The sequence below is a fragment of the Chitinibacter fontanus genome, assembly GCF_013423785.1.
In the GTDB taxonomy this organism is placed as follows: domain Bacteria; phylum Pseudomonadota; class Gammaproteobacteria; order Burkholderiales; family Chitinibacteraceae; genus Chitinibacter; species Chitinibacter fontanus.
In genome coordinates, this window is sequence record NZ_CP058952.1 from 3,499,610 (window position 1) to 3,517,363 (window position 17,754).

Annotated in this window: 20 protein-coding genes; 15 read left to right on the forward strand and 5 right to left on the reverse strand. The window is 46.7% G+C overall.

Going from position 1 to position 17,754, the window contains the following annotated elements; all coding sequences use genetic code 11:
• Nucleotides 1-7: 7 nt before the first annotated feature.
• Nucleotides 8-1,009, reverse strand: coding sequence for a sulfate ABC transporter substrate-binding protein (locus HZU75_RS16570; RefSeq protein ID WP_180307076.1), 1,002 nt, complete (start codon nt 1,007-1,009; stop codon nt 8-10).
• 233 nt (nt 1,010-1,242) lie between these two features.
• Here HZU75_RS16570 and ssuE point away from each other — a divergent pair, with 233 nt between their 5' ends.
• The 5 genes from ssuE (at nt 1,243) to HZU75_RS16595 (ending at nt 5,839) form a co-directional block, all read left to right on the forward strand.
• Nucleotides 1,243-1,839 (forward strand): NADPH-dependent FMN reductase, encoded by a 597-nt coding sequence (gene ssuE, locus HZU75_RS16575; protein ID WP_180307077.1) that lies wholly within the window; start codon nt 1,243-1,245, stop codon nt 1,837-1,839.
• A 95-nt stretch (nt 1,840-1,934) separates the two neighbouring features.
• Entirely contained in the window at nt 1,935-2,150 is a 216-nt protein-coding gene (locus HZU75_RS16580; RefSeq protein WP_180307078.1) for a TOBE domain-containing protein, read from the forward strand.
• A gap of 208 nt (nt 2,151-2,358) precedes the next feature.
• A complete protein-coding gene (locus HZU75_RS16585) occupies nt 2,359-3,432 on the forward strand; it encodes a sigma-54 interaction domain-containing protein (protein WP_180307079.1) in 1,074 nt (357 codons plus the stop codon).
• Between the two features lie 61 nt (nt 3,433-3,493).
• Nucleotides 3,494-4,543, forward strand: coding sequence for an NADP(H)-dependent aldo-keto reductase (locus HZU75_RS16590; protein ID WP_180307080.1), 1,050 nt, complete (start codon nt 3,494-3,496; stop codon nt 4,541-4,543).
• Between the two features lie 78 nt (nt 4,544-4,621).
• Nucleotides 4,622-5,839 (forward strand): MFS transporter, encoded by a 1,218-nt coding sequence (locus HZU75_RS16595; RefSeq protein WP_180307081.1) that lies wholly within the window; start codon nt 4,622-4,624, stop codon nt 5,837-5,839.
• A gap of 116 nt (nt 5,840-5,955) precedes the next feature.
• Here the strand turns inward: HZU75_RS16595 and HZU75_RS16600 are convergent, their stop codons facing one another.
• The 3 genes from HZU75_RS16600 to HZU75_RS16610 form a co-directional block, all read right to left on the reverse strand.
• Nucleotides 5,956-6,789: an NADPH-dependent oxidoreductase gene (locus tag HZU75_RS16600; RefSeq protein ID WP_180307082.1), complete on the reverse strand. Its 834-nt coding sequence runs from the start codon at nt 6,787-6,789 to the stop codon at nt 5,956-5,958.
• A 301-nt stretch (nt 6,790-7,090) separates the two neighbouring features.
• Nucleotides 7,091-8,455 (reverse strand): LLM class flavin-dependent oxidoreductase, encoded by a 1,365-nt coding sequence (locus tag HZU75_RS16605; protein ID WP_180307083.1) that lies wholly within the window; start codon nt 8,453-8,455, stop codon nt 7,091-7,093.
• A gap of 1,129 nt (nt 8,456-9,584) precedes the next feature.
• The gene (locus HZU75_RS16610; RefSeq protein ID WP_180307084.1) at nt 9,585-10,010 is read right to left on the reverse strand and encodes a DUF3693 domain-containing protein; all 426 of its coding nucleotides are present in this window, start codon (nt 10,008-10,010) and stop codon (nt 9,585-9,587) included.
• A gap of 88 nt (nt 10,011-10,098) precedes the next feature.
• Here HZU75_RS16610 and HZU75_RS16615 point away from each other — a divergent pair, with 88 nt between their 5' ends.
• The 10 genes from HZU75_RS16615 to HZU75_RS16660 all read left to right on the forward strand — a co-directional run bounded on the left by HZU75_RS16615 (nt 10,099) and on the right by HZU75_RS16660 (nt 16,785).
• Nucleotides 10,099-11,595 carry a replication initiation factor domain-containing protein gene (locus HZU75_RS16615; protein WP_180307085.1) on the forward strand — a complete coding sequence of 499 codons (1,497 nt, stop codon included), beginning with the start codon at nt 10,099-10,101 and terminating at the stop codon, nt 11,593-11,595.
• 55 nt (nt 11,596-11,650) lie between these two features.
• Complete coding sequence (locus HZU75_RS16620; protein WP_180307086.1) at nt 11,651-11,959, forward strand: hypothetical protein; 309 nt, start codon at nt 11,651-11,653, stop codon at nt 11,957-11,959.
• 5 nt (nt 11,960-11,964) lie between these two features.
• The gene (locus tag HZU75_RS16625) at nt 11,965-12,168 is read left to right on the forward strand and encodes a hypothetical protein (protein WP_180307087.1); all 204 of its coding nucleotides are present in this window, start codon (nt 11,965-11,967) and stop codon (nt 12,166-12,168) included.
• Between the two features lie 153 nt (nt 12,169-12,321).
• Complete coding sequence (locus HZU75_RS16630; protein WP_180307088.1) at nt 12,322-12,561, forward strand: hypothetical protein; 240 nt, start codon at nt 12,322-12,324, stop codon at nt 12,559-12,561.
• Nucleotides 12,562-12,563: 2 nt separating this feature from the next.
• On the forward strand, nt 12,564-12,788 hold the full coding sequence (locus tag HZU75_RS16635) for a hypothetical protein (RefSeq protein WP_180307089.1): 225 nt from the start codon (nt 12,564-12,566) through the stop codon (nt 12,786-12,788).
• 1 nt (nt 12,789) lies between these two features.
• Nucleotides 12,790-13,026 (forward strand): hypothetical protein, encoded by a 237-nt coding sequence (locus HZU75_RS16640; RefSeq protein ID WP_180307090.1) that lies wholly within the window; start codon nt 12,790-12,792, stop codon nt 13,024-13,026.
• 120 nt (nt 13,027-13,146) lie between these two features.
• The gene (locus HZU75_RS16645) at nt 13,147-14,646 is read left to right on the forward strand and encodes a hypothetical protein (protein ID WP_180307091.1); all 1,500 of its coding nucleotides are present in this window, start codon (nt 13,147-13,149) and stop codon (nt 14,644-14,646) included.
• Between the two features lie 8 nt (nt 14,647-14,654).
• Entirely contained in the window at nt 14,655-14,972 is a 318-nt protein-coding gene (locus HZU75_RS16650; RefSeq protein ID WP_180307092.1) for a DUF2523 family protein, read from the forward strand.
• The gene (locus HZU75_RS16655; protein WP_180307093.1) at nt 14,972-16,207 is read left to right on the forward strand and encodes a zonular occludens toxin domain-containing protein; all 1,236 of its coding nucleotides are present in this window, start codon (nt 14,972-14,974) and stop codon (nt 16,205-16,207) included. Before HZU75_RS16650 ends, HZU75_RS16655 begins: the two co-directional genes overlap by 1 nt.
• 2 nt (nt 16,208-16,209) lie before the next feature.
• The gene (locus HZU75_RS16660; RefSeq protein WP_180307094.1) at nt 16,210-16,785 is read left to right on the forward strand and encodes a hypothetical protein; all 576 of its coding nucleotides are present in this window, start codon (nt 16,210-16,212) and stop codon (nt 16,783-16,785) included.
• A 157-nt stretch (nt 16,786-16,942) separates the two neighbouring features.
• Here HZU75_RS16660 and HZU75_RS16665 read toward each other — a convergent pair whose 3' ends face one another.
• Nucleotides 16,943-17,386 carry a hypothetical protein gene (locus HZU75_RS16665; protein WP_180307095.1) on the reverse strand — a complete coding sequence of 148 codons (444 nt, stop codon included), beginning with the start codon at nt 17,384-17,386 and terminating at the stop codon, nt 16,943-16,945.
• Nucleotides 17,387-17,754: the final 368 nt, after the last annotated feature.

The following is a 17,754-nucleotide window of genomic DNA, read 5'->3' on the forward strand; positions in this document are numbered from 1 at the left end:
CGGGAGCTTATTTGCCTGCGCTGTAAATCTGGTCAAAAACACCGCCATCGCTAAAGTGCGTTTTTTGCGCTTTTGCCCAACCCCCAAAGACATCATCGATATCAAACAACTTGATATTTGGGAATTGCTTGGCGTATTTGGCGTAGATATCTTTGTCCAATGGGCGATAGTAGTTTTGTGCCGCGATTTCCTGACCTTCTTTTGAATACAGGTAATTTAGGTATTCGGTGGCTACTTTACGCGTGCCTTTTTTGTCGACGTTTTTGTCTACAATCGCCACTGGTGGTTCTGCTTTGATTGAGTACGGTGGCGCCACAACTTCAAATTTATCACGACCAACTTCGCGGAAAACCAATTCAGCTTCGTTTTCCCAAGTTACCAAAACGTCACCAATACCGCGTTGCGTGAAGGTCACAGTTGAACCGCGAGCGCCAGTATCCAGTACAGGTACGTTTTTAAATACTTTTTGCACGAAATCACGGGCTTTTTCATCAGAGCCATATGTTTTCTTCGCCCAACCCCACGCGGCGAGGTAATTCCAGCGCGCACCACCCGAGGTTTTAGGGTTTGGCGTAATAACTTTCACATCGGGGCGGATCAGGTCATTCCAGTCTTTAATGCCTTTCGGATTGCCTTTTTTCACCAAAAACAGAATGGTTGAAGTGTAAGGCGAAGCATTGTCAGGGAATTGTTTTTGCCAATCTGGTTTGAGCAATTTACCTTTTTCGGCCAACTCATCAATGTCGTAAGCCAATGCTAGCGTTACTACATCAGCTTCCAAACCATCGAGTACCGCACGCGCCTGCTTGCCAGAGCCACCGTGGGATTGTTTGATAACTACATCATCGCCAGTTTTCTTTTTGTAATAAGCGCTAAATGCTTTGTTGTAGTCCTGGTATAGCTCACGTGTCGGATCGTACGAAACGTTTAGCAACTCTATGCTAGCTGCAAAGCTGCTACCTGCAGCGAGAGCTAAGGTCAATGCGGTCAGTGCGGTTTTCAGTTTCATGATTCATTCCTTGCAGATGGGATGTCGATGGAATGCATCATGTCACGAGTTTTTTATTCTATTAAATACCAATAAATTTTATCTAAAGATTTTTTTATTATGACGAGAAGCTGGAGCGCCCAGTGGGTCGCATATTCATTTTAGATATATAAATGACATTATTAATTATTTGATGGAATATCAAGTCGGTGGTTATAGTCGAGCCATAACAATTTCTACAAGAGATACACCGCATGTCCAAAGTTGTATTGTTAGCGGGAAGCCCGAGTATTCAATCTAAATCGAGTGCGCTATTGCAGCGCGTGGCACGCTTGCTCAAAACGCAGGGCGTGGCTTTAGAGCTTTTTACATTGGAAGACTTTCCGGCGGAAGATTTAATCAATGCCCGCTGGGATAGTCCTGCAGTGAACGAATTTGTGCAGATTGTGGCACAAAGTGATGGCTTAGTCGTCTCTACCCCAGTTTATAAAGCGGCCTACAGCGGCGCCTTGAAAACCGTGCTGGATTTATTACCAGAGCGCGCACTGGAAAATAAAGCGGTACTGGCCTTGGCTTCGGCTGGCAGTGCAGGGCATTTGTTGGCTGTGGATTATGCGCTACAGCCTGTGCTAACAGCGCTGAAAGCGCGCCACATTGTTGGCGCTGTGTTTGCCACCGATAAAGATTTCACCCGCAACGAAGATCTGAGTTACCAGATTGCCGACCCGATTTTGGCCCGGCTTGATGCCGCGGTGTCGCAATTGGTAGCGCATTTACCCAATCCAGAACACGCCCGCATCCCAGCGGGAGAGCTGGCTAAATCAGTACAGGCGGCACGGATCAGCATTTAAGCCCCCGCCACCACACTAATAACTACATTTTTACGACCTGAAAATCTTCAATCATCCGATTGGAGATTGCTTACTGACCCCCAAGGAGAAACACCATGAGCATTAAATCTATCAATGTGCGCAATCAATTCCGCGGCACGATTCGTGAAATCATCGAAGGCCCAGTGCTATCGGAAGTGGATGTGACCACCCCGTCGGGCATTGTTACATCAGTGATTACGACGCGCTCAGTTAAAGAGCTGGACCTCAAACCAGGCCGCGAAGTGATCGCCTTTGTAAAATCGACCGAAGTATCGATTGCCACCTTGTAATGGCGTGAGCCCAGCTATTTGCCATGGCCAACTGCTGGGCTCCATTTTATTAGCACCGCTATGCGTAGTTCGCTGATCTGTTTGTGGCAGAGCAGGGTATTGCCTCCTATCCCTCTATTTAATTGGGCCGGATAGCCATACTCCATGATCATGTCACAACAAACGTCAATATGGCGTTTTGTTTGTAAATTTAGTTGTGGAGTCGCCCATGTCTGATCGCTCATCCCCCATTTTGACTTACCCCGAGCAGGAAAAAAGCCCGCTCAGCATTCGGGCTAAAGCCTTGGTGTTTGCCGATCCGCAATCACGCGCCTTGTTAGCCGAAGTGGAGCGCATTGCGCCATCATTGGCGCCAGTACTTATTCACGGCGAAACGGGCACCGGCAAAGAGCTGGTTGCGCGGCATGTGCACACCATTAGCGGTCGCAAAGGGCCGTTTGTGGCAGTCAATTGCGGCGCGATCAGCGAAACCTTGGCCGAGTCGGAATTGTTCGGGCATGAAGCAGGGGCGTACACCGGTGCGGTTGGCAGTAAGGCCGGCTGGTTTGAGGCGGCCAATGGCGGCACCTTATTTCTGGACGAGATCGGCGATTTACCACTGGCTCTGCAAGTGAAATTGCTGCGTGTTTTGCAAGAGCGGGAAGTGGTCCGTGTTGGCGCCCGAAAAGCTACGGCTATTGACGTGCGGCTGGTGGCTGCAACCAACGTGGATTTGGCGCAAGCAGTGCAGGCAGGGCATTTTCGGCAAGATCTGTATTACCGCCTGAATGTCGTGAGCTTTGTATTGCCACCGTTACGGCAAAGGATTGGTGATATTGAACCGCTGGCCGATTATTTTCTGGAAATCTATGCGCAAAAGCTGGGTTTTGCTGCACCTCGCCTAACCGCAGACAGTTTAGCTGCACTGCAAGCGTATAGCTGGCCAGGCAATATTCGTGAGTTGGAAAACATCATCCACTATGCCTTGCTGGTATCGAGTGGCCGAGAAATTCACCCCGAACACCTAAAACTATCGGCGCACAATTTATCCACGCCCGCAGCCACCAGCCAGCGTGCGCCACTGGCCGAGATTGCCCATCAGCTTAAGCTGTTGCTGGGGAAAGATCAGCCAGAGTTATTCAATACATTGGAAGCTTTACTAATCACCACCGCCTACGAGCAAACCCGCTTTAATCAGGTTAGAACCGCTGAATTATTGGGCTTAACACGCAATATGGTCCGTACTTTGCTAAAAAGGCATGGCTTATTGCAAGAGAGCGATAGTTTGGCTGTTCATTCATAGCAGCATCAATGAGCCGCTCTAGGTATGATTTTTTAACATAAAAATTAGAGATACGACCACCATGGAATACCGTAAATTAGGACAAAGCGATTTGGATGTCAGTGTGATTGGTCTAGGTACCATGACCTGGGGTGAGCAAAACACCGAAGCCGATGCGCACGCCCAAATTGATTATGCCTTGGCGCAAGGCGTCAATTTCCTCGATGCCGCTGAGATGTACCCAGTACCACCACGCCCAGAAACCCAAGGCCGCACCGAGCAATATATCGGTAGCTGGTTTAAAAAAACCGGCCGCCGTCAGGAGGTGATTTTGGCGACCAAGGCGGCCGGCCCAGTTCGTCAAGCACATCAGCCTAACCATATTCGTAATGGCAAAACGCATTTTGATCGCGCCAATTTAACGGCCGCACTCGATGCCAGTCTACAACGCTTACAGACTGATTATATCGATGTGTATCAATTGCACTGGCCTGACCGCAGCACCAATACGTTTGGCCGCCTCGCTTATCCGTGGATTGATGATGATTACACGGTGGCGATTGAAGAAACCTTATCGATTCTGGCCGAGTTCGTCCAAGCCGGCAAAGTGCGGCATATTGGCGTCTCGAATGAAACACCGTGGGGTGTGGCCCAATTTTTGGCCGCCAGCAAAACCAGACAACTGCCGCGCATTGCCAGCATTCAGAACCCATATAGCTTACTAAACCGCACGTTTGAAATTGGTCTGGCCGAATTTAGTCACCGCGAGCAAGTGGGCTTACTGGCCTATTCGCCACTGGCGTTTGGTGTATTAAGTGGCAAATATTTGGGCGGTGTGCGACCAGCCGGTTCACGCTTGGCGCTGTATGAGCGCTTTAGCCGCTACACCAATCCACAAGCCGAGCAAGCCACCACTGAATATGCCGCTATCGCGCGTGAACATGGATTAACCCCGACACAACTGGCATTGGCGTATGTAAATAGCCGCCCATTTGTCACCAGCAATCTGATTGGGGCGACCACTTTGACGCAACTGGAAGAAAATATTGGTACGATCAAGATCAGTTTGAGTGATGAAATCATCACCAAAATCGATCAAGTGCAAGCACGCATCAGCAACCCGGCGCCGTAAAAATTTATAGCGCTTAGGATAGCCCCTTGACCACAATCGGCAAGGGGCTGTTTTTTTGATCTTTTCGTAGGCCTTTTGATGAAAACCGATTCATTGTTTCACCATCGCCCATTTCAAGCCTACTGGCTATCCCGAATCTTTACTGCCGCAGGCTTTCAGATTCTAGCTGTAGCGACGGCTTGGCAGATGTACAGCATTACTGGCAGCGCTTTGGATTTGGGGCTGGTTGGATTGTTGGAATTTGCTCCTAGGGTGCTGTTCTTATTGCAGATTGGCATGGTCGCAGATCGTTATGATCGCCGCCTGATAACGGCGGCCACCAAGGGCGCTCAAGCACTGGCTGGCTTGATACTCTGCGTACTCACCATCCGGCAAGGCATGACGCGGGAGGTATTGTTTGCTCTGGCCTTTTTGCTGGGTACTGCGCGTGCTTTTGAAATGCCGTCGATGCAGGCACTGTTACCCAATATAGTGCCTGCAGCATTACTGCCCAGTGCTATTGCCGCAGCGGCTTCGGCAATGCAGGCCGCTACGATTGTAGCCCCAGCCTTAGGTGGTTTTTTATTTGCGATTGGCCCAGCTCAAACGTATGCCTTGAGTGCATTAATGATGCTGATTGCGTGTATCTTGATGTTTGTTTTGCCCAAGCCGCCCCCTGCCGAGCAGCTTGCCAGCAAAGGGCTAGATCATTTGCTCGCTGGATTTCGCTATATCCGCGATCACAAGGATATTTTGGGAGCGATTTCACTGGATTTATTTGCGGTTCTGCTTGGCGGCGCTACGGCGCTGTTACCAATTTTTGCTTCCGAAATTTTAAAAACAGGCCCCTGGGGCTTGGGTTTATTACGCTCAGCGCCGGCGGTAGGGGCGATTACCGTATCGGTGTTGCTGGCTTATTTTCCTTTGCAACGGCAAGTGGGAAAGAAAATGTTTGTCGCCGTGTTCCTGTTTGGCGTGGCGACGATTATTTTCGGGCTTTCAAGTTCAATCTGGCTATCGCTATTGGCACTGGTGCTACTGGGGGCGGCGGATATGGTTAGCATGGTGGTGCGCGGTGCCTTGGTTCAACTAGAAACGCCCGATCACATGCGGGGCAGAGTGAGTGCGGTCAATGGCCTGTTTATCGGCGCATCCAATCAATTGGGGGAGTTTGAATCTGGCTTAACTGCACATTGGTTTGGCCCTCAAGTCGCAGTGGTGTTGGGCGGGGTGGGAACAGTGCTAGTCGCCGGTTTATGGATTAAATGGTTTCCAAACCTGTGGCATCGAGACGGGATGAGCCGAAAAGACGATTAGAGAAAGATCATTAGCTGCAGGCCATTTATCCACAAAAATTGTGAATAAATGGCCTGCTAATGCATGTTCAGCCCGTTAAGTCAGGCACTTAAGTGGCTACCTAGTCAATGGGCAACTTATTGAAAAACAAACCCCTGCCGGCGTAATGCTGCGCTAAGTTGATCACGGCCATTGAGTGATTCAGGCCCACGCAGGCGATTGCTGGCTTGTTCGCTCCAGTCTTGCGCTGGCAGGCCTTGGCTACGCTGAAACTCCCGCAAGATTTCATCATACTTAGCAATCGCCTCAGCTTCACCGCCGGTACTGTATTGCTCGCGGTGTAATACCGTGCGCTGGGGTAGGCGAGGCTTAATTGCCGCCGGACGTTGGGTATCGGGGTGTCCAACCACGAGGCCAAACGCGGGAAAAACATGCGCTGGCAAACCCAATTCATCCGCAACGGCCTCAGGCTTATTGCGTAGTGCGCCAATATAAACCGTGCCTAGGCCAAGCGACTCTGCGGCAACCAGCGCATTTTGTGCCGCCAATGCCGCGTCAATAAACCCCATGATCAGCGTATCCAGATAATCAATGCCAGCAAGCGGAGTTTGTTTGTTTTCTGCGATGCGTTTTAGTCGTGATAGATCCACGGTAAATAACAACAATAATGGTGCTTCATGGATATGAGCCTGATTACCCGCCAATTGTGCCAAGCGTGCTTTGCGCTCGTGGTCTTCAATCGCTACCACGCTCCAAACCTGTAGATTGGATGAGCTGGGCGCAGATTGCGCAGCCGATACCAGTAATTCCAGTGTCCCTTCAGCCAATGGGGCTGATGTGAAGGCGCGTACGGTACGGTGGCTTAGGAGGGTTTCGATGGCGGGGCTAATGGCGGGTAGGGTGGCAAATGATGCTTGGCCATAGCGTTGACCAATTAGTGCATCGGGTTTGATTTCATTGACTTTGCCCATTATGGCTCCTTGGGTATATGCTTGCAGGTATTGATTTGGTTGATCTTGAAGGTAATACATGGCCATGTATTGCTATTCGATACACAAACAGCCGGCGAACCGGCTGTCAGATTGATAGCAAAGCCCACTCGCGCAGCGAGGCTCCCCTCAAAGAGGGGACGGGAGGGGTGGGACTAGAACATAAAGGCTGCACATTCACCGCCTTATTTCCTAGGCTCGGCTTTGCTGAGACTTGAAAAATTTTGTTCTTCCACTTTGTTAGCAGCCTGACAGCCGGAGAACCGGCTGTTGTGGCATGCATTTAGGCTACTTTGCCAATGTAGTCGGCCAATGTGTAGCGATTGGCTGGGATTGGTAAGCCCAAATTGCCGCGCAGTGTGCTGGCTTCGTATTCGGTGCGGAATAGGCCGCGTTTTTGCAAGATTGGGACGACTAGATCAGCAAAATCGACTAGGCCACTTGGGTACGTTGGCGCCAGCAGATTAAAACCATCTGCGCCACCATTGACGAACCAATCTTCTAGCTGATCGGCAATGCTCTCTGGCGTGCCGTGAATCACCCGGTGACCACGCGCACCTGCCACCCACTCATACAAACCACGGATCGTCAGATTTTCGCGTGCGGCCAAGTCCAGCAGCAGGCGTTGGCGGCTCTTGTTGTTATTAGTTTCTGGTAAGTCTTGTGGCACAGGGCCATCAAGGTCGTAATCACGCAGGCCTTCCAAACCACCCAAGCTAGCGAGCAGGCTCAGGCCGATTTTTGGGTCGATCAGCTCACGCAATTGCTCTTTTTTCGCCAAAGCTTCTGCTTCGGTACGACCAATCACGGGGTAAACGCCCGGCAGAATTTTAATGTGATCCGGGTTGCGACCCAGTTTTTCAGCGCGGCCTTTGACATCGCGGTAAAAGGCTTGTGCATCTTCAAGGGTTTGCCACGCGGCGAAAATCGCTTCAGCCGTTTTGGCGGCCAAATCGCGCCCCGGCTCGGATGAGCCAGCTTGCACTAGCACCGGATGGCCTTGTGGCGAGCGAGGGACATTGAGCGGGCCTTTCACTTTAAAGTATTTACCAACGTGGTTGAGAATATGCTGCTTGTCTGGATCGTAATACACGCCAGAGGCCTTATCGTAAACGTGCGAGCCTTCTTCCCAGCTATCCCACAGACCGGTCACAACCTCAACAAATTCTTCCGCGCGGCGATAGCGCTCGGCATGATCGGGATGGGCATCAAGGCCAAAGTTATACGCCGCTTCGGCATTGCCTGATGTCACCACGTTCCACGCCGCACGGCCACCGCTAATCAAATCTAGCGATGCGTATTTGCGGGCAATATGCCAAGGCTCGTTATATGTGGTTGAGGCGGTGGCCACGAAGCCGATGTTTTTGGTTACTGCAGACAGGGCAGAATACAGTGTAATCGGTTCAAAACCGGTGCTTAATTCGCGACGGCTGCGCAAGTCAGCATCGCCGCTACCACCCCAAATACCGTCACTGTCTGCGGTAAAAATGGTATCGAATTTGGCTGCTTCGGCAATTTTGGCCAGTTTCTTGAAATGCTCAAAATCGGTCGAGCCTGCCGGATTGGTATCCGGATGCCGCCACGCTGCAGCGTGATGACCAGAAGGTGATAAAAATACCCCGAGTTTAATTTGGCGATGTGTAGTCATGACTAACCCCTTTGCTATGAAATGAGCCGCTCATCTGGCAGCTTACAATTTCGTAATTAGCAACGAGTGTGCCAAGAGCACAATTGAACATTAAATCCACTAAAATCGGATATAAATCAATCACTTGAGCAGGGTAAAAATTGCACAACTTGTTTGCATTTGATTGCATCTGTTGCTATTGCAGCAACTTGCCTTTTATAAATGTGTGATTTTGTGCAGTACTTAATGGCCGCAAGTGTCAAAATCTGAATAACACACACCAATTCCCTCTGATGGCATCTGCCGTTAGATATTGAAAAATGGCATATTCCTAACCCAAATATTTTGCACCTAGAAGAGAGGCGATTTTGCGCTTTACCGATCTGATCACCTGCAAGAACAGCTTTACAAACTGAGTCGTTATGGCAGTTGTTGCAATTTATATGCCTCTTGAATGCTCTGATTAGCTATTCATTTACAAAAATGCACGTTAAGGACTGTTGCAATTGAAAAAAGTGCCTTCTGTTGCATTAGCTACAGGGGAGTGGAGGGCGCAAACACCCTACGTGCGCTAATGGAACATAAATACACATAAACCTCTTTTTCATGACATGTCTTCAATAGGGCTATTTGCAGACAATCAATCAAACAAATCCACCTTCCGTTGTTCGGCCTTAGCAGACTACTAACTAAGAAACAAAGCACGACACATATTGCATCTGGAGGGGCGTGCCACAATTGCTTGGACGGAGTAGCGGCAATGATTGCTTTACAAACTTACTGACATCAACAAATTGATTGAGTAATTTATTTTCCTAATTTACATTTGGTGTAAAAAGTATTTACATACCAAATGGCCCACGCAATTTACCTGAGTTAATTAAACGTAACGTATCCTGCGTGCAGATATAGCGCATAGCAAATTCATTTCGCAGTCTCCAAAGCGCGAATTGCTTCAACATAGATGTCGTATCGATCCTGCCATACCTCATCAAATTCAGTTTGTTAATGGCATGCAGTGAGTTTAACTTTGTCGACAAAGCCCAGTTACTTGTTGGTACTGAAGAATGTCGAAGATTGATCAGACTCATTCGTAAGCGGCTTAAGGAATAGGTTCGCGATGATATGTAGCAAATGCTTATGAATATTGCTAGTTTCTGCAACAGTTCCGAAACGACTCCTTCTTTACATAATATACAGATTTTAAGTCAGTTTTCCCCTCATTTCTTACTGCAGCTTCACTAGGGCGGGGGCTTGCAGTCATCATCGTCGCCAGCGCGATAGCCACGGCAATAGACGTCCCCGATTTCGAAAAACCTGCTTTGATTTCCTCCCAATAGCTTCGCCTTTCCTCAGTTTTAGCGCGTTCGGCCTCAATGATCGCCAAAATTTCCCGCGCATCAATCCCTAGAATTTTTTGCAATTCCATTAGTGCATATGAATCTGGAGCGTTTCTATGGCTTCTCCAGTTACTAATTGTTTGCGGTGACACACCCATATAAATAGAAAGCTGCCTGTCAGAGTCTTTCCCGATTTTTACTAGTGCAGCATCCACGATTTCGTTGATATTTTTCATTCCAATGACTTCCACATATGTTGACATCCACAAATGTGGATATCTATAGTTTCCACATCTGTTTACACATTAGCACGTCGCTTACACCATGAACAATCAGCTACAGCACTTAAGCCAAGCCCTTGTATCAGAAAAGCCCATGAATTGGGCTGACTGGTATATGCAAGTTGCTGGTCGCTCTTTTGCTGCTCCGGTTGTTGCTGATGACGCCGCTTTGCCAAAGCTTGGCTATTTCAAGCCAGACTTACCTCGTAATCCTCACGCTTTTCCCTACACCGTCCATGCTTCGCATTTTGCGGATATTGAAGCCTTTTTGACAGCGAAGGCGTCCGCAGAGCGGCGCGACGAGTGCGCTCGAGGAGCAAGCGAAGCGGGCGCTGTCGGAAACCTTACGACCCCCACTAATAACATGGGGGTAACGGGTAAAAAAGAACACGACACTATCGAGTTGGTAATCTCCGATTCTGGTGAGGTTCTAGAAATCCCTAAACGCCTAGGCCACGGTGATGATTCATCATTTATCGACTGGGTCAACATTACTTTCCATCTTTCAACCGCTTGCCGCTATTCATCTGCACTAAACAAGCTAGACCAACTTTCAATCATTCGCGTGATGTCTGCCAAGCTCGAAATGATTTTCGGCTACGGCGTAACCGATGAAGGTGGTAACGGCTGCAACTATTACAAACGCTCGTTCATCCTTGGTGACAAATGGGGTCAAATCCTCATCGGTGGTCAGAATGACACCATTATGGTGATGATTTCCGGTAATGGCTGTGCTGCGGCTGCTTCTGGCTGGGAGTCACGCCTGTATGACTTCCTCAAAAATGAAGCTATCCGTCCCAAAATCACCCGAATCGACTTGGCCTATGACGATCTAAACGGCGAACAATATAGCGTCGATGAAGCATTAGCAGATCATCGCCTTGGTCTGTATTCACGCACAAACCGTAGACCTAAATGTGAATGTATTGGCGATTGGGACGTGCCAGACGGTAGAGGCCGCACCTTTTATGTCGGCGTTCGTACCTCTGACCGCTATCTGCGCGTTTACGAAAAGGGTATGCAGCTCGGCGCTAAGTGGCACAAGTGGGTGAGGGTAGAGCTAGAGCTAAAGTCAAAAGACACATTAATACCCTTTGAAATTCTGCTTTCTGCTGGTGCATACCTCGCAGCATCTTATCCAGCTCTTGAATGGATTTCAGAACATAAAGCCGACCGTATGCTAACAAAAGCAACTGTTACGGAAATCGGTATTAATAAACAGATTGAAATTACCAAAAAACAACAAGGTAACGCCATCGGCGCACTTGTTGAAATATTCGGTCCTGAAGAAGCATTACGCCTAATTACACGTAATGACAAAGTGCCAGATCGTTTAAAAACCCATGATTTCCGCTTCTCGGCTGAGCCTATTCATAAAAAACATGAATGGCTATCAGCTCAAGAATTATTCGAAAAAATGGATGCAAACCCATCAAGCAATTACGACCAAGAATTTTTTGACGATGAATTCGTGTATGACGAATTTAACCAGTCTTGGCAACAAGCCAAGATATTCCAACCAGAAGCAGCACCTTTTTAATCAAACGCCAATAAATCCCGCTGATGGGTAAAACGGCAAATTAGGAGAATCAAAGATGTCTAAATATTTGGTAACTGGTATCAAAATGTCTAAAGGCGAATTTGAGGGCAAAGCTTATGACAGCACAACTCTCTTTGTCGATCTGCGCCTTGATGAATCTAAAGGTACTCAAGTAGGCCGCTCTACTGCTGAGTTTAAATGGCCTAATTCAGAAATGTTTCACACGCTTAAGCCTCTTTTTGAAGCAGCTCGAAAAGCGAATAAGCCTTTCTATTGCGAAATTGAACGCGAAGAAGTTTCAATCGGCAAAGGTCAAACCCGTATGGAAATTAGCTCTATTCAGCCTTTGCCGCTTCAAGGCTAATCATCATGGCTCAAGTCGTCCGTGTTTGGTTCGTACAAGATCGTGAAACAGGTTTATTTCTAGCACCCCATGATGGTGATGTGATTCTTGTACAGCACATTACACGGGCGGGGCCCTTCTATGATGCTGAATCTGCCATAGAAACAGCGATGTTAAACCTTGATCGCGACCCGATTATTTTTTCATGCTTTATTGAAGAACGCACATAGGGATAATTGCTATGAAATTTGTATGTTATCAGTGTGAAAAGAAATGTTTTTATCTCTTTCCGGATGGTCGTTGCAAAGATTGCACTCGTTTAACCCCTGAAGAAGTTTGTGGTGAAATTTAGTCCTATTTTTTCTATTGTACGGAAATAAATAATGCAAACTATTCAAATCACCCTTTCTGACTATGAGTCAATCGTCAATCAATTGTTTCTACTTTATTTCTTAACCACCTTGTTTGCCCTCTTTATTGCAGACTTGGCGGCTAGGATTGTTATGCGTTTTTTTGATTTTGCACATCAGAAATATATTGAACGTTCATTGGAAAAGGGTGACGGCAAAGTAACATTAATTCATTTCAATCCACCTAAAGATTCATCACCTTTAGGCGATTGAAAATGGCTCATATCGCAACTTGTACCCACTTTTCAGCTTCACAAGTATGTGAACAAATCACATACATTGAAGGGGTGGTAGTAACTCAATCACAACTTGATGCGCTATCCCTTTTTTCAGGATTTGATATGGAAATGTTCCGTATCGGATTCGGCGGTACATTGGCCGTGTTCGCCGTTGGTTTATCTGTTGGCCTAATTACTAACTTAATCCGTAAAGGTAAATAAAATGAAACATCTTACAACTGCTCGTAAATTTGGTTCTAAAGTACTCGTTGCTGCTGGCGCTCTAGCAATGCCATTTGCTGCATTTGCTGCTGATTCTGCTATTTCAACTGCTGCAAAATCAGAATTGGCTAACACCCAAGCTGACGCAACTTCAGTTGGTCTTGTGATTATCGGTATTGTCTGCACGATTGCTGTTATCGGCATTATTATCAACATGGTTCGCAGCAAAGCTAAATAATCATGTTGTCACTAATCATAGGGGCGTTAGTTGCCTACGCTTTTATATCTGGCCTGCGCATTGGCGTCTTTATGTAGTGAAAGGGAAGGGGCTTTTATGCCCCTTCTTATTTGGTGACTTATGAAAATAATTCGTACATCTATTTTATTTATTTTTTTATCTCACTTTATTAGCATTAATGCTTTTGCTGACTGGTCTTTTCCAGCTCGCACTCAAAATGGTGTAACTTTTGCATCTGAAAATTCACGCTGTTTAGCTGAAAAATCTAAATATCCTGATCACACACCCGCACTTGTTAAAATTTCTGCTGCTGGTTACAACTGCAAATTAGTCAATATTGATTACAGCCTTTGGAATACTAACTTTACTTGCATTTGGGATGCCTCACCTGACCGCAATGCAATTTTGGTAGATGGGCCTTCTTGTATTTCTAAAATTGTTACACCTCCACCTCCTACGCCAACACCAAAACCTGATTGCCCTGCTGACAAAGTCAAAATGCCAAACGGTTCTAGTTTTGTTTGTGTTGATAAATGCTTTGAGAAAAAGGGCAAAACTGCACATTCTGGTGTTTATGGCTTTGATGAAGCTAAAGACCCGCCTGTATCCGTCTGCATTGATGGTTGTGATGCTGTTTACTCTGGCTCTGGTCCTACTCAACGTCGCCTTGTTGATGGTGCTTATAAATACTATTCCACGGGTTCTTACGAATTTGGTGGATTTTCTTGCACGCCAAGCGATAAAAAACCTACCCCTCCAACACCTGAAAAAGAGCCACCAAAAGACAAATGCGCCCCTGGTGAGTCTTTAGGCATTGGCCCGCAAGGCCCGGGTTGTTATGGTGCTGATGGTCAAATGCAAGACCCTAATAAGCCGCGTGATTGTCCTGACGGTACGTCAAAAATTGAAATTAACGGCAATAAACTTTGTGTCAATTCTGACGGTACACAAGCAACACCCGCGCCTAAACCAACCGCAAAACCAAGTGATGCATCATCACCCGCATCAAACACGCCTGCGCCCACTCCCCCCCAGATCATCACAATGGAAAAGCAAACCAAAACAAACGCTGATGGTTCTGAAACCGTTACAGAAACCACAACAAACCCTGATGGCTCTAAAACCATCAAAACTACGACATGCGATCAATCTGGCAAAAATTGCTCAACCAAAATTGAACAAAAGGGCAATGGTACTGGTGTTTCTAATGCTTCCGCTCCAGCCAGTAACAATGCATCAGGTGCTGCTAAATACGATAAGGACGGTAATTTAATCGGTGACGGCATTTGCGGCTCTGCACCTATGAAAGATTCATTTCTATGTAAAGGCGTCACCTTAGAAAAGAAAGAGCAAGGCAAATTCGATTTCTCAAAAATGGAAACTGACTACGCCAAAGCTGAAACCACGTTCAAATCTACACTTGCTCAGAAATTTAATGATTTCAAAAATCTATTCAAGTCTGACTTGCCTACAGGTGGTTCATTGCGCTTTAGCCAATCAACACCCGATCTTGGCACTTTCACAATGGATTTGGGCGAACACCCTGACTTTTTGCGCTATGCGTCTTACGTAATCAATTTCTTATTCGGCATTGCAATCCTTTGGATTCTTCTCTTTTGAGGTGATTTATGGCTGATTTTTTCCAAATGATGTATGACTGGGCTACATCCGGCGTTTGGTCATGGGCTGAGCAGTCAATCTTTTATCTACTCGCTAAAGCATCAATTTGGTGGATTGAACTTAAGACAAAAACCCTCGTTATTGCAATGAGCATGGCTTATCAAGCTATTTCCGACCTTGGTATTTCAGCCATGCTCAATCGTGCTTTTGGCTCTGTAGATTCAAGTGTTTTAGGCTTGATGACTTATTTGAAAGTGCCTGAAGGCGTCAATATGTTGATGTCTGCTGCACTTACCAAAATGATGATGCGTATGGTGGGCTTGTAATGTCTATCTTGATTTATTCAGGCGCTCCGGGTTCTTATAAAACCTACTCAGCTGTCAATGAACAGGTTATTCCTGCCATTAAAGCTGGCAGGGTAATCGTTACCAATATCCGCGGCCTTACCACTGAGTCATGTCTTGAGTTTTTTCCTGATGCCCCTGATTCATTTGAGGTAATACACGTTGATACCTCTTTAAAGGAAGGTCGTGATAAGTTCGCTCGTTTTTTCCACTGGGCGCCTCATGGAGCTTTCATCATTGTCGATGAAGCCCAGTATGTTTTTCCTTCACGTTGGCGCGATCGTGAACTATCAGCCTTAGATTTTCCGCTCGATGAAACAAAAAAGCCTGCTGACTGGCCTGCTGAAACACCTTTCACAGCCCAAGATTGTGCTCAAGTTTCTAACCGACCACCGGATTTTGTTACCGCATTTGATATGCATCGGCATTACAACTGGGATATGGTTTTCACCACACCCAATATTGCCAAGATTCACACTGAAATTCGCCAAGCTGCTGAGGGTGGCTATCACCATAAAAACTTAGCTGTGCTTGGTGCGCTATTTAAAGGCCACTACACACAGGGTTACCATGATGCACAAGACCCCAGCAAACCATCTAGCTATGTCACTATCGAGCGAAAACGCGCCAACAAACGAGTTTTCAAGCTCTACAAATCCACTGCAACCGGAACATTCAGCGATACAAAAGCCGGTACATCCATTTTTAAAGACCCTAAAATATTACTGCTTCTGTTTATGGCAATTGCCCCTTTTATTTATGTCGGTCTTACGGGGCTTCCTCACTTCTTGGGTGGATCGCCTAAAAGTGAGTCTGTTGCTCAAACTCAAGCCAGTAAGCCAGCTACTGTGGCGATTCCTCAAGTGGTTGTGGCTCAAGGTAGTGGTGCGGTTATTCCTGCTTCTGTTAATAGCCAGCATGACGGGGCGGGTACTTCGGATGCTTTTGTTATAAAACACCCGCTTCTGAATTCATCAGTCCGTGTCATAGGCCGTATGCAATCATCAAAAATTGATCGCATGGTGTTTGAGGTTCGTCGTGATGATGGTACGGTTTTCACAACTGATAACAAAAAATTGACTGCCCTGGGATATAAGGTTGAAATTAACGATGATTGCTTGGCGCGTATCGTCTTTTTCCCTGCCCAAGTTGAAATGTTCGCAAGTTGTACCGATTCACAACCACATCAACAACTATTCGGCCCCAAGGCGGCATGATTATGTATAACTCAATGCGTCTAGCTACATTGCTTGTTATCTTGATGATTTCTGGCATCGTTTATGCTCTTAAGGATGAATATATCGCTTATCAGCTAAACCTTGAAAACCAAGAAAAAAGGCGATTGGCTATGCTTGCTGAGCCTGTTCCTACACCTGAAGTCCTTCAGCCTGTATCTAACCCTGTGCCTGTTTTTACTGCTGCACCAATCGTCCAAAATGCTTTGCCAATGGTTTACGCATGTAAAACCCAGTCTGGTCAAATGCAGTACCAACAAAAACCTTGTGATGCAAACACGGTGACTATGGCCGCAATTGAACAATTACCAGTTTCTGAGCCTGTCAGAACACCATACATTAAACACGTTCAAGTTGATTTTGACGCACAAGATCGTGAACGCCTTGGCTCTACCGTTGCCGTTATGGGTTCAACACAACAAAAGCCAAGTGCTTCAGAATGCAAATTCATTGAAGACAACCGCGATTATGTCCGCAGTCAACAGCGCATTAATTCAACTCAATATCTACGCGATCAGTATGACTATTGGACAAAACGCCGTAATGACGCCAAGTGTTAGAAAGCAGGGCGTTATCGCGCGACCCGCGCTGCCTTGCTGCCTACAAGACCAAAAAGCCCCGACCTTTATCTGCAGACCAAGGCTTTTTGGCTCAACGAGTCTTGATGTTTAAAGCGCCACTGTAGCCATTAGGGAGGCTCAGACTGTTTAATCCGCATTAGCCAAATAGGTTTGTCACCATCAGCCCGAATTTAGCCTCTAGGCCGCATTGCTTCTTATAGAAGTCACGCTGCCGTATTAAGCAATCAATCAGCTCGCTCTGCGAGCTGGTTAGATTGCGATCAATGCGGTAGTCGTGAATGTGCTTGCACTCAATATCGGTGATTGCGCCTTTAGCTGCGCTCATGGGCGGAAATAGCCTGTTTTCAACAAAGCGCCAGCCTGACCATACACCACAAAAATTCGGCACTTCGCCAAGCGTTTTAAACCTGATTAGCTGCCAAGCCATGTACGGAACAGGCTCAACACCGTCGCGCCAATGCAAAACCGTCTCGATGCCGACACCACAAAGCAGAGCAATATCGCTCGCGGTTTCACTAAACAAGCACAACATCAGATCATTTAAATTACATTCAAAATCAGCTCTAGGAAATTTACGCATTTTTTCCACTCGTAAAAAAGCCGCCAAAGCTGGCGGCTGTTGTAGGAGTGCGACAAATTAACATTGCGAAAAAAAATATTTTGCGCCTAGAAGAGAGGCGATTTTGCGCTTTGCTGATCTGATTACCTGTAAGGCTAGCTTTACATAATATACATTATGCGAATAATTATAGCAACTAAGGCAAAAACATGAGAAATATCAAACAACCGGAGCTATTGTAGTTCTACAATACATTCATCTAAAAAGATAGCTGTCATAACGCAGTAGTTACTGAATTTAGATATCATACGAATGACGTGTGAATAAAGCACAGAAAAATTACAGCGTCAGGCATAGCATATCCACCACAGATACTCACATCGCAAGTC

Coding starts and splice junctions, on each gene's coding strand:
- HZU75_RS16570 (WP_180307076.1), bottom strand. CDS start 1,009: ATGAAACTGAAAACCGCACTGACCGCATTGACCTTAGCTCTCGCTGCA.
- ssuE (WP_180307077.1), top strand. CDS start 1,243: ATGTCCAAAGTTGTATTGTTAGCGGGAAGCCCGAGTATTCAATCTAAA.
- HZU75_RS16580 (WP_180307078.1), top strand. CDS start 1,935: ATGAGCATTAAATCTATCAATGTGCGCAATCAATTCCGCGGCACGATT.
- HZU75_RS16585 (WP_180307079.1), top strand. CDS start 2,359: ATGTCTGATCGCTCATCCCCCATTTTGACTTACCCCGAGCAGGAAAAA.
- HZU75_RS16590 (WP_180307080.1), top strand. CDS start 3,494: ATGGAATACCGTAAATTAGGACAAAGCGATTTGGATGTCAGTGTGATT.
- HZU75_RS16595 (WP_180307081.1), top strand. CDS start 4,622: ATGAAAACCGATTCATTGTTTCACCATCGCCCATTTCAAGCCTACTGG.
- HZU75_RS16600 (WP_180307082.1), bottom strand. CDS start 6,789: ATGGGCAAAGTCAATGAAATCAAACCCGATGCACTAATTGGTCAACGC.
- HZU75_RS16605 (WP_180307083.1), bottom strand. CDS start 8,455: ATGACTACACATCGCCAAATTAAACTCGGGGTATTTTTATCACCTTCT.
- HZU75_RS16610 (WP_180307084.1), bottom strand. CDS start 10,010: ATGAAAAATATCAACGAAATCGTGGATGCTGCACTAGTAAAAATCGGG.
- HZU75_RS16615 (WP_180307085.1), top strand. CDS start 10,099: ATGAACAATCAGCTACAGCACTTAAGCCAAGCCCTTGTATCAGAAAAG.
- HZU75_RS16620 (WP_180307086.1), top strand. CDS start 11,651: ATGTCTAAATATTTGGTAACTGGTATCAAAATGTCTAAAGGCGAATTT.
- HZU75_RS16625 (WP_180307087.1), top strand. CDS start 11,965: ATGGCTCAAGTCGTCCGTGTTTGGTTCGTACAAGATCGTGAAACAGGT.
- HZU75_RS16630 (WP_180307088.1), top strand. CDS start 12,322: ATGCAAACTATTCAAATCACCCTTTCTGACTATGAGTCAATCGTCAAT.
- HZU75_RS16635 (WP_180307089.1), top strand. CDS start 12,564: ATGGCTCATATCGCAACTTGTACCCACTTTTCAGCTTCACAAGTATGT.
- HZU75_RS16640 (WP_180307090.1), top strand. CDS start 12,790: ATGAAACATCTTACAACTGCTCGTAAATTTGGTTCTAAAGTACTCGTT.
- HZU75_RS16645 (WP_180307091.1), top strand. CDS start 13,147: ATGAAAATAATTCGTACATCTATTTTATTTATTTTTTTATCTCACTTT.
- HZU75_RS16650 (WP_180307092.1), top strand. CDS start 14,655: ATGGCTGATTTTTTCCAAATGATGTATGACTGGGCTACATCCGGCGTT.
- HZU75_RS16655 (WP_180307093.1), top strand. CDS start 14,972: ATGTCTATCTTGATTTATTCAGGCGCTCCGGGTTCTTATAAAACCTAC.
- HZU75_RS16660 (WP_180307094.1), top strand. CDS start 16,210: ATGTATAACTCAATGCGTCTAGCTACATTGCTTGTTATCTTGATGATT.
- HZU75_RS16665 (WP_180307095.1), bottom strand. CDS start 17,386: ATGCGTAAATTTCCTAGAGCTGATTTTGAATGTAATTTAAATGATCTG.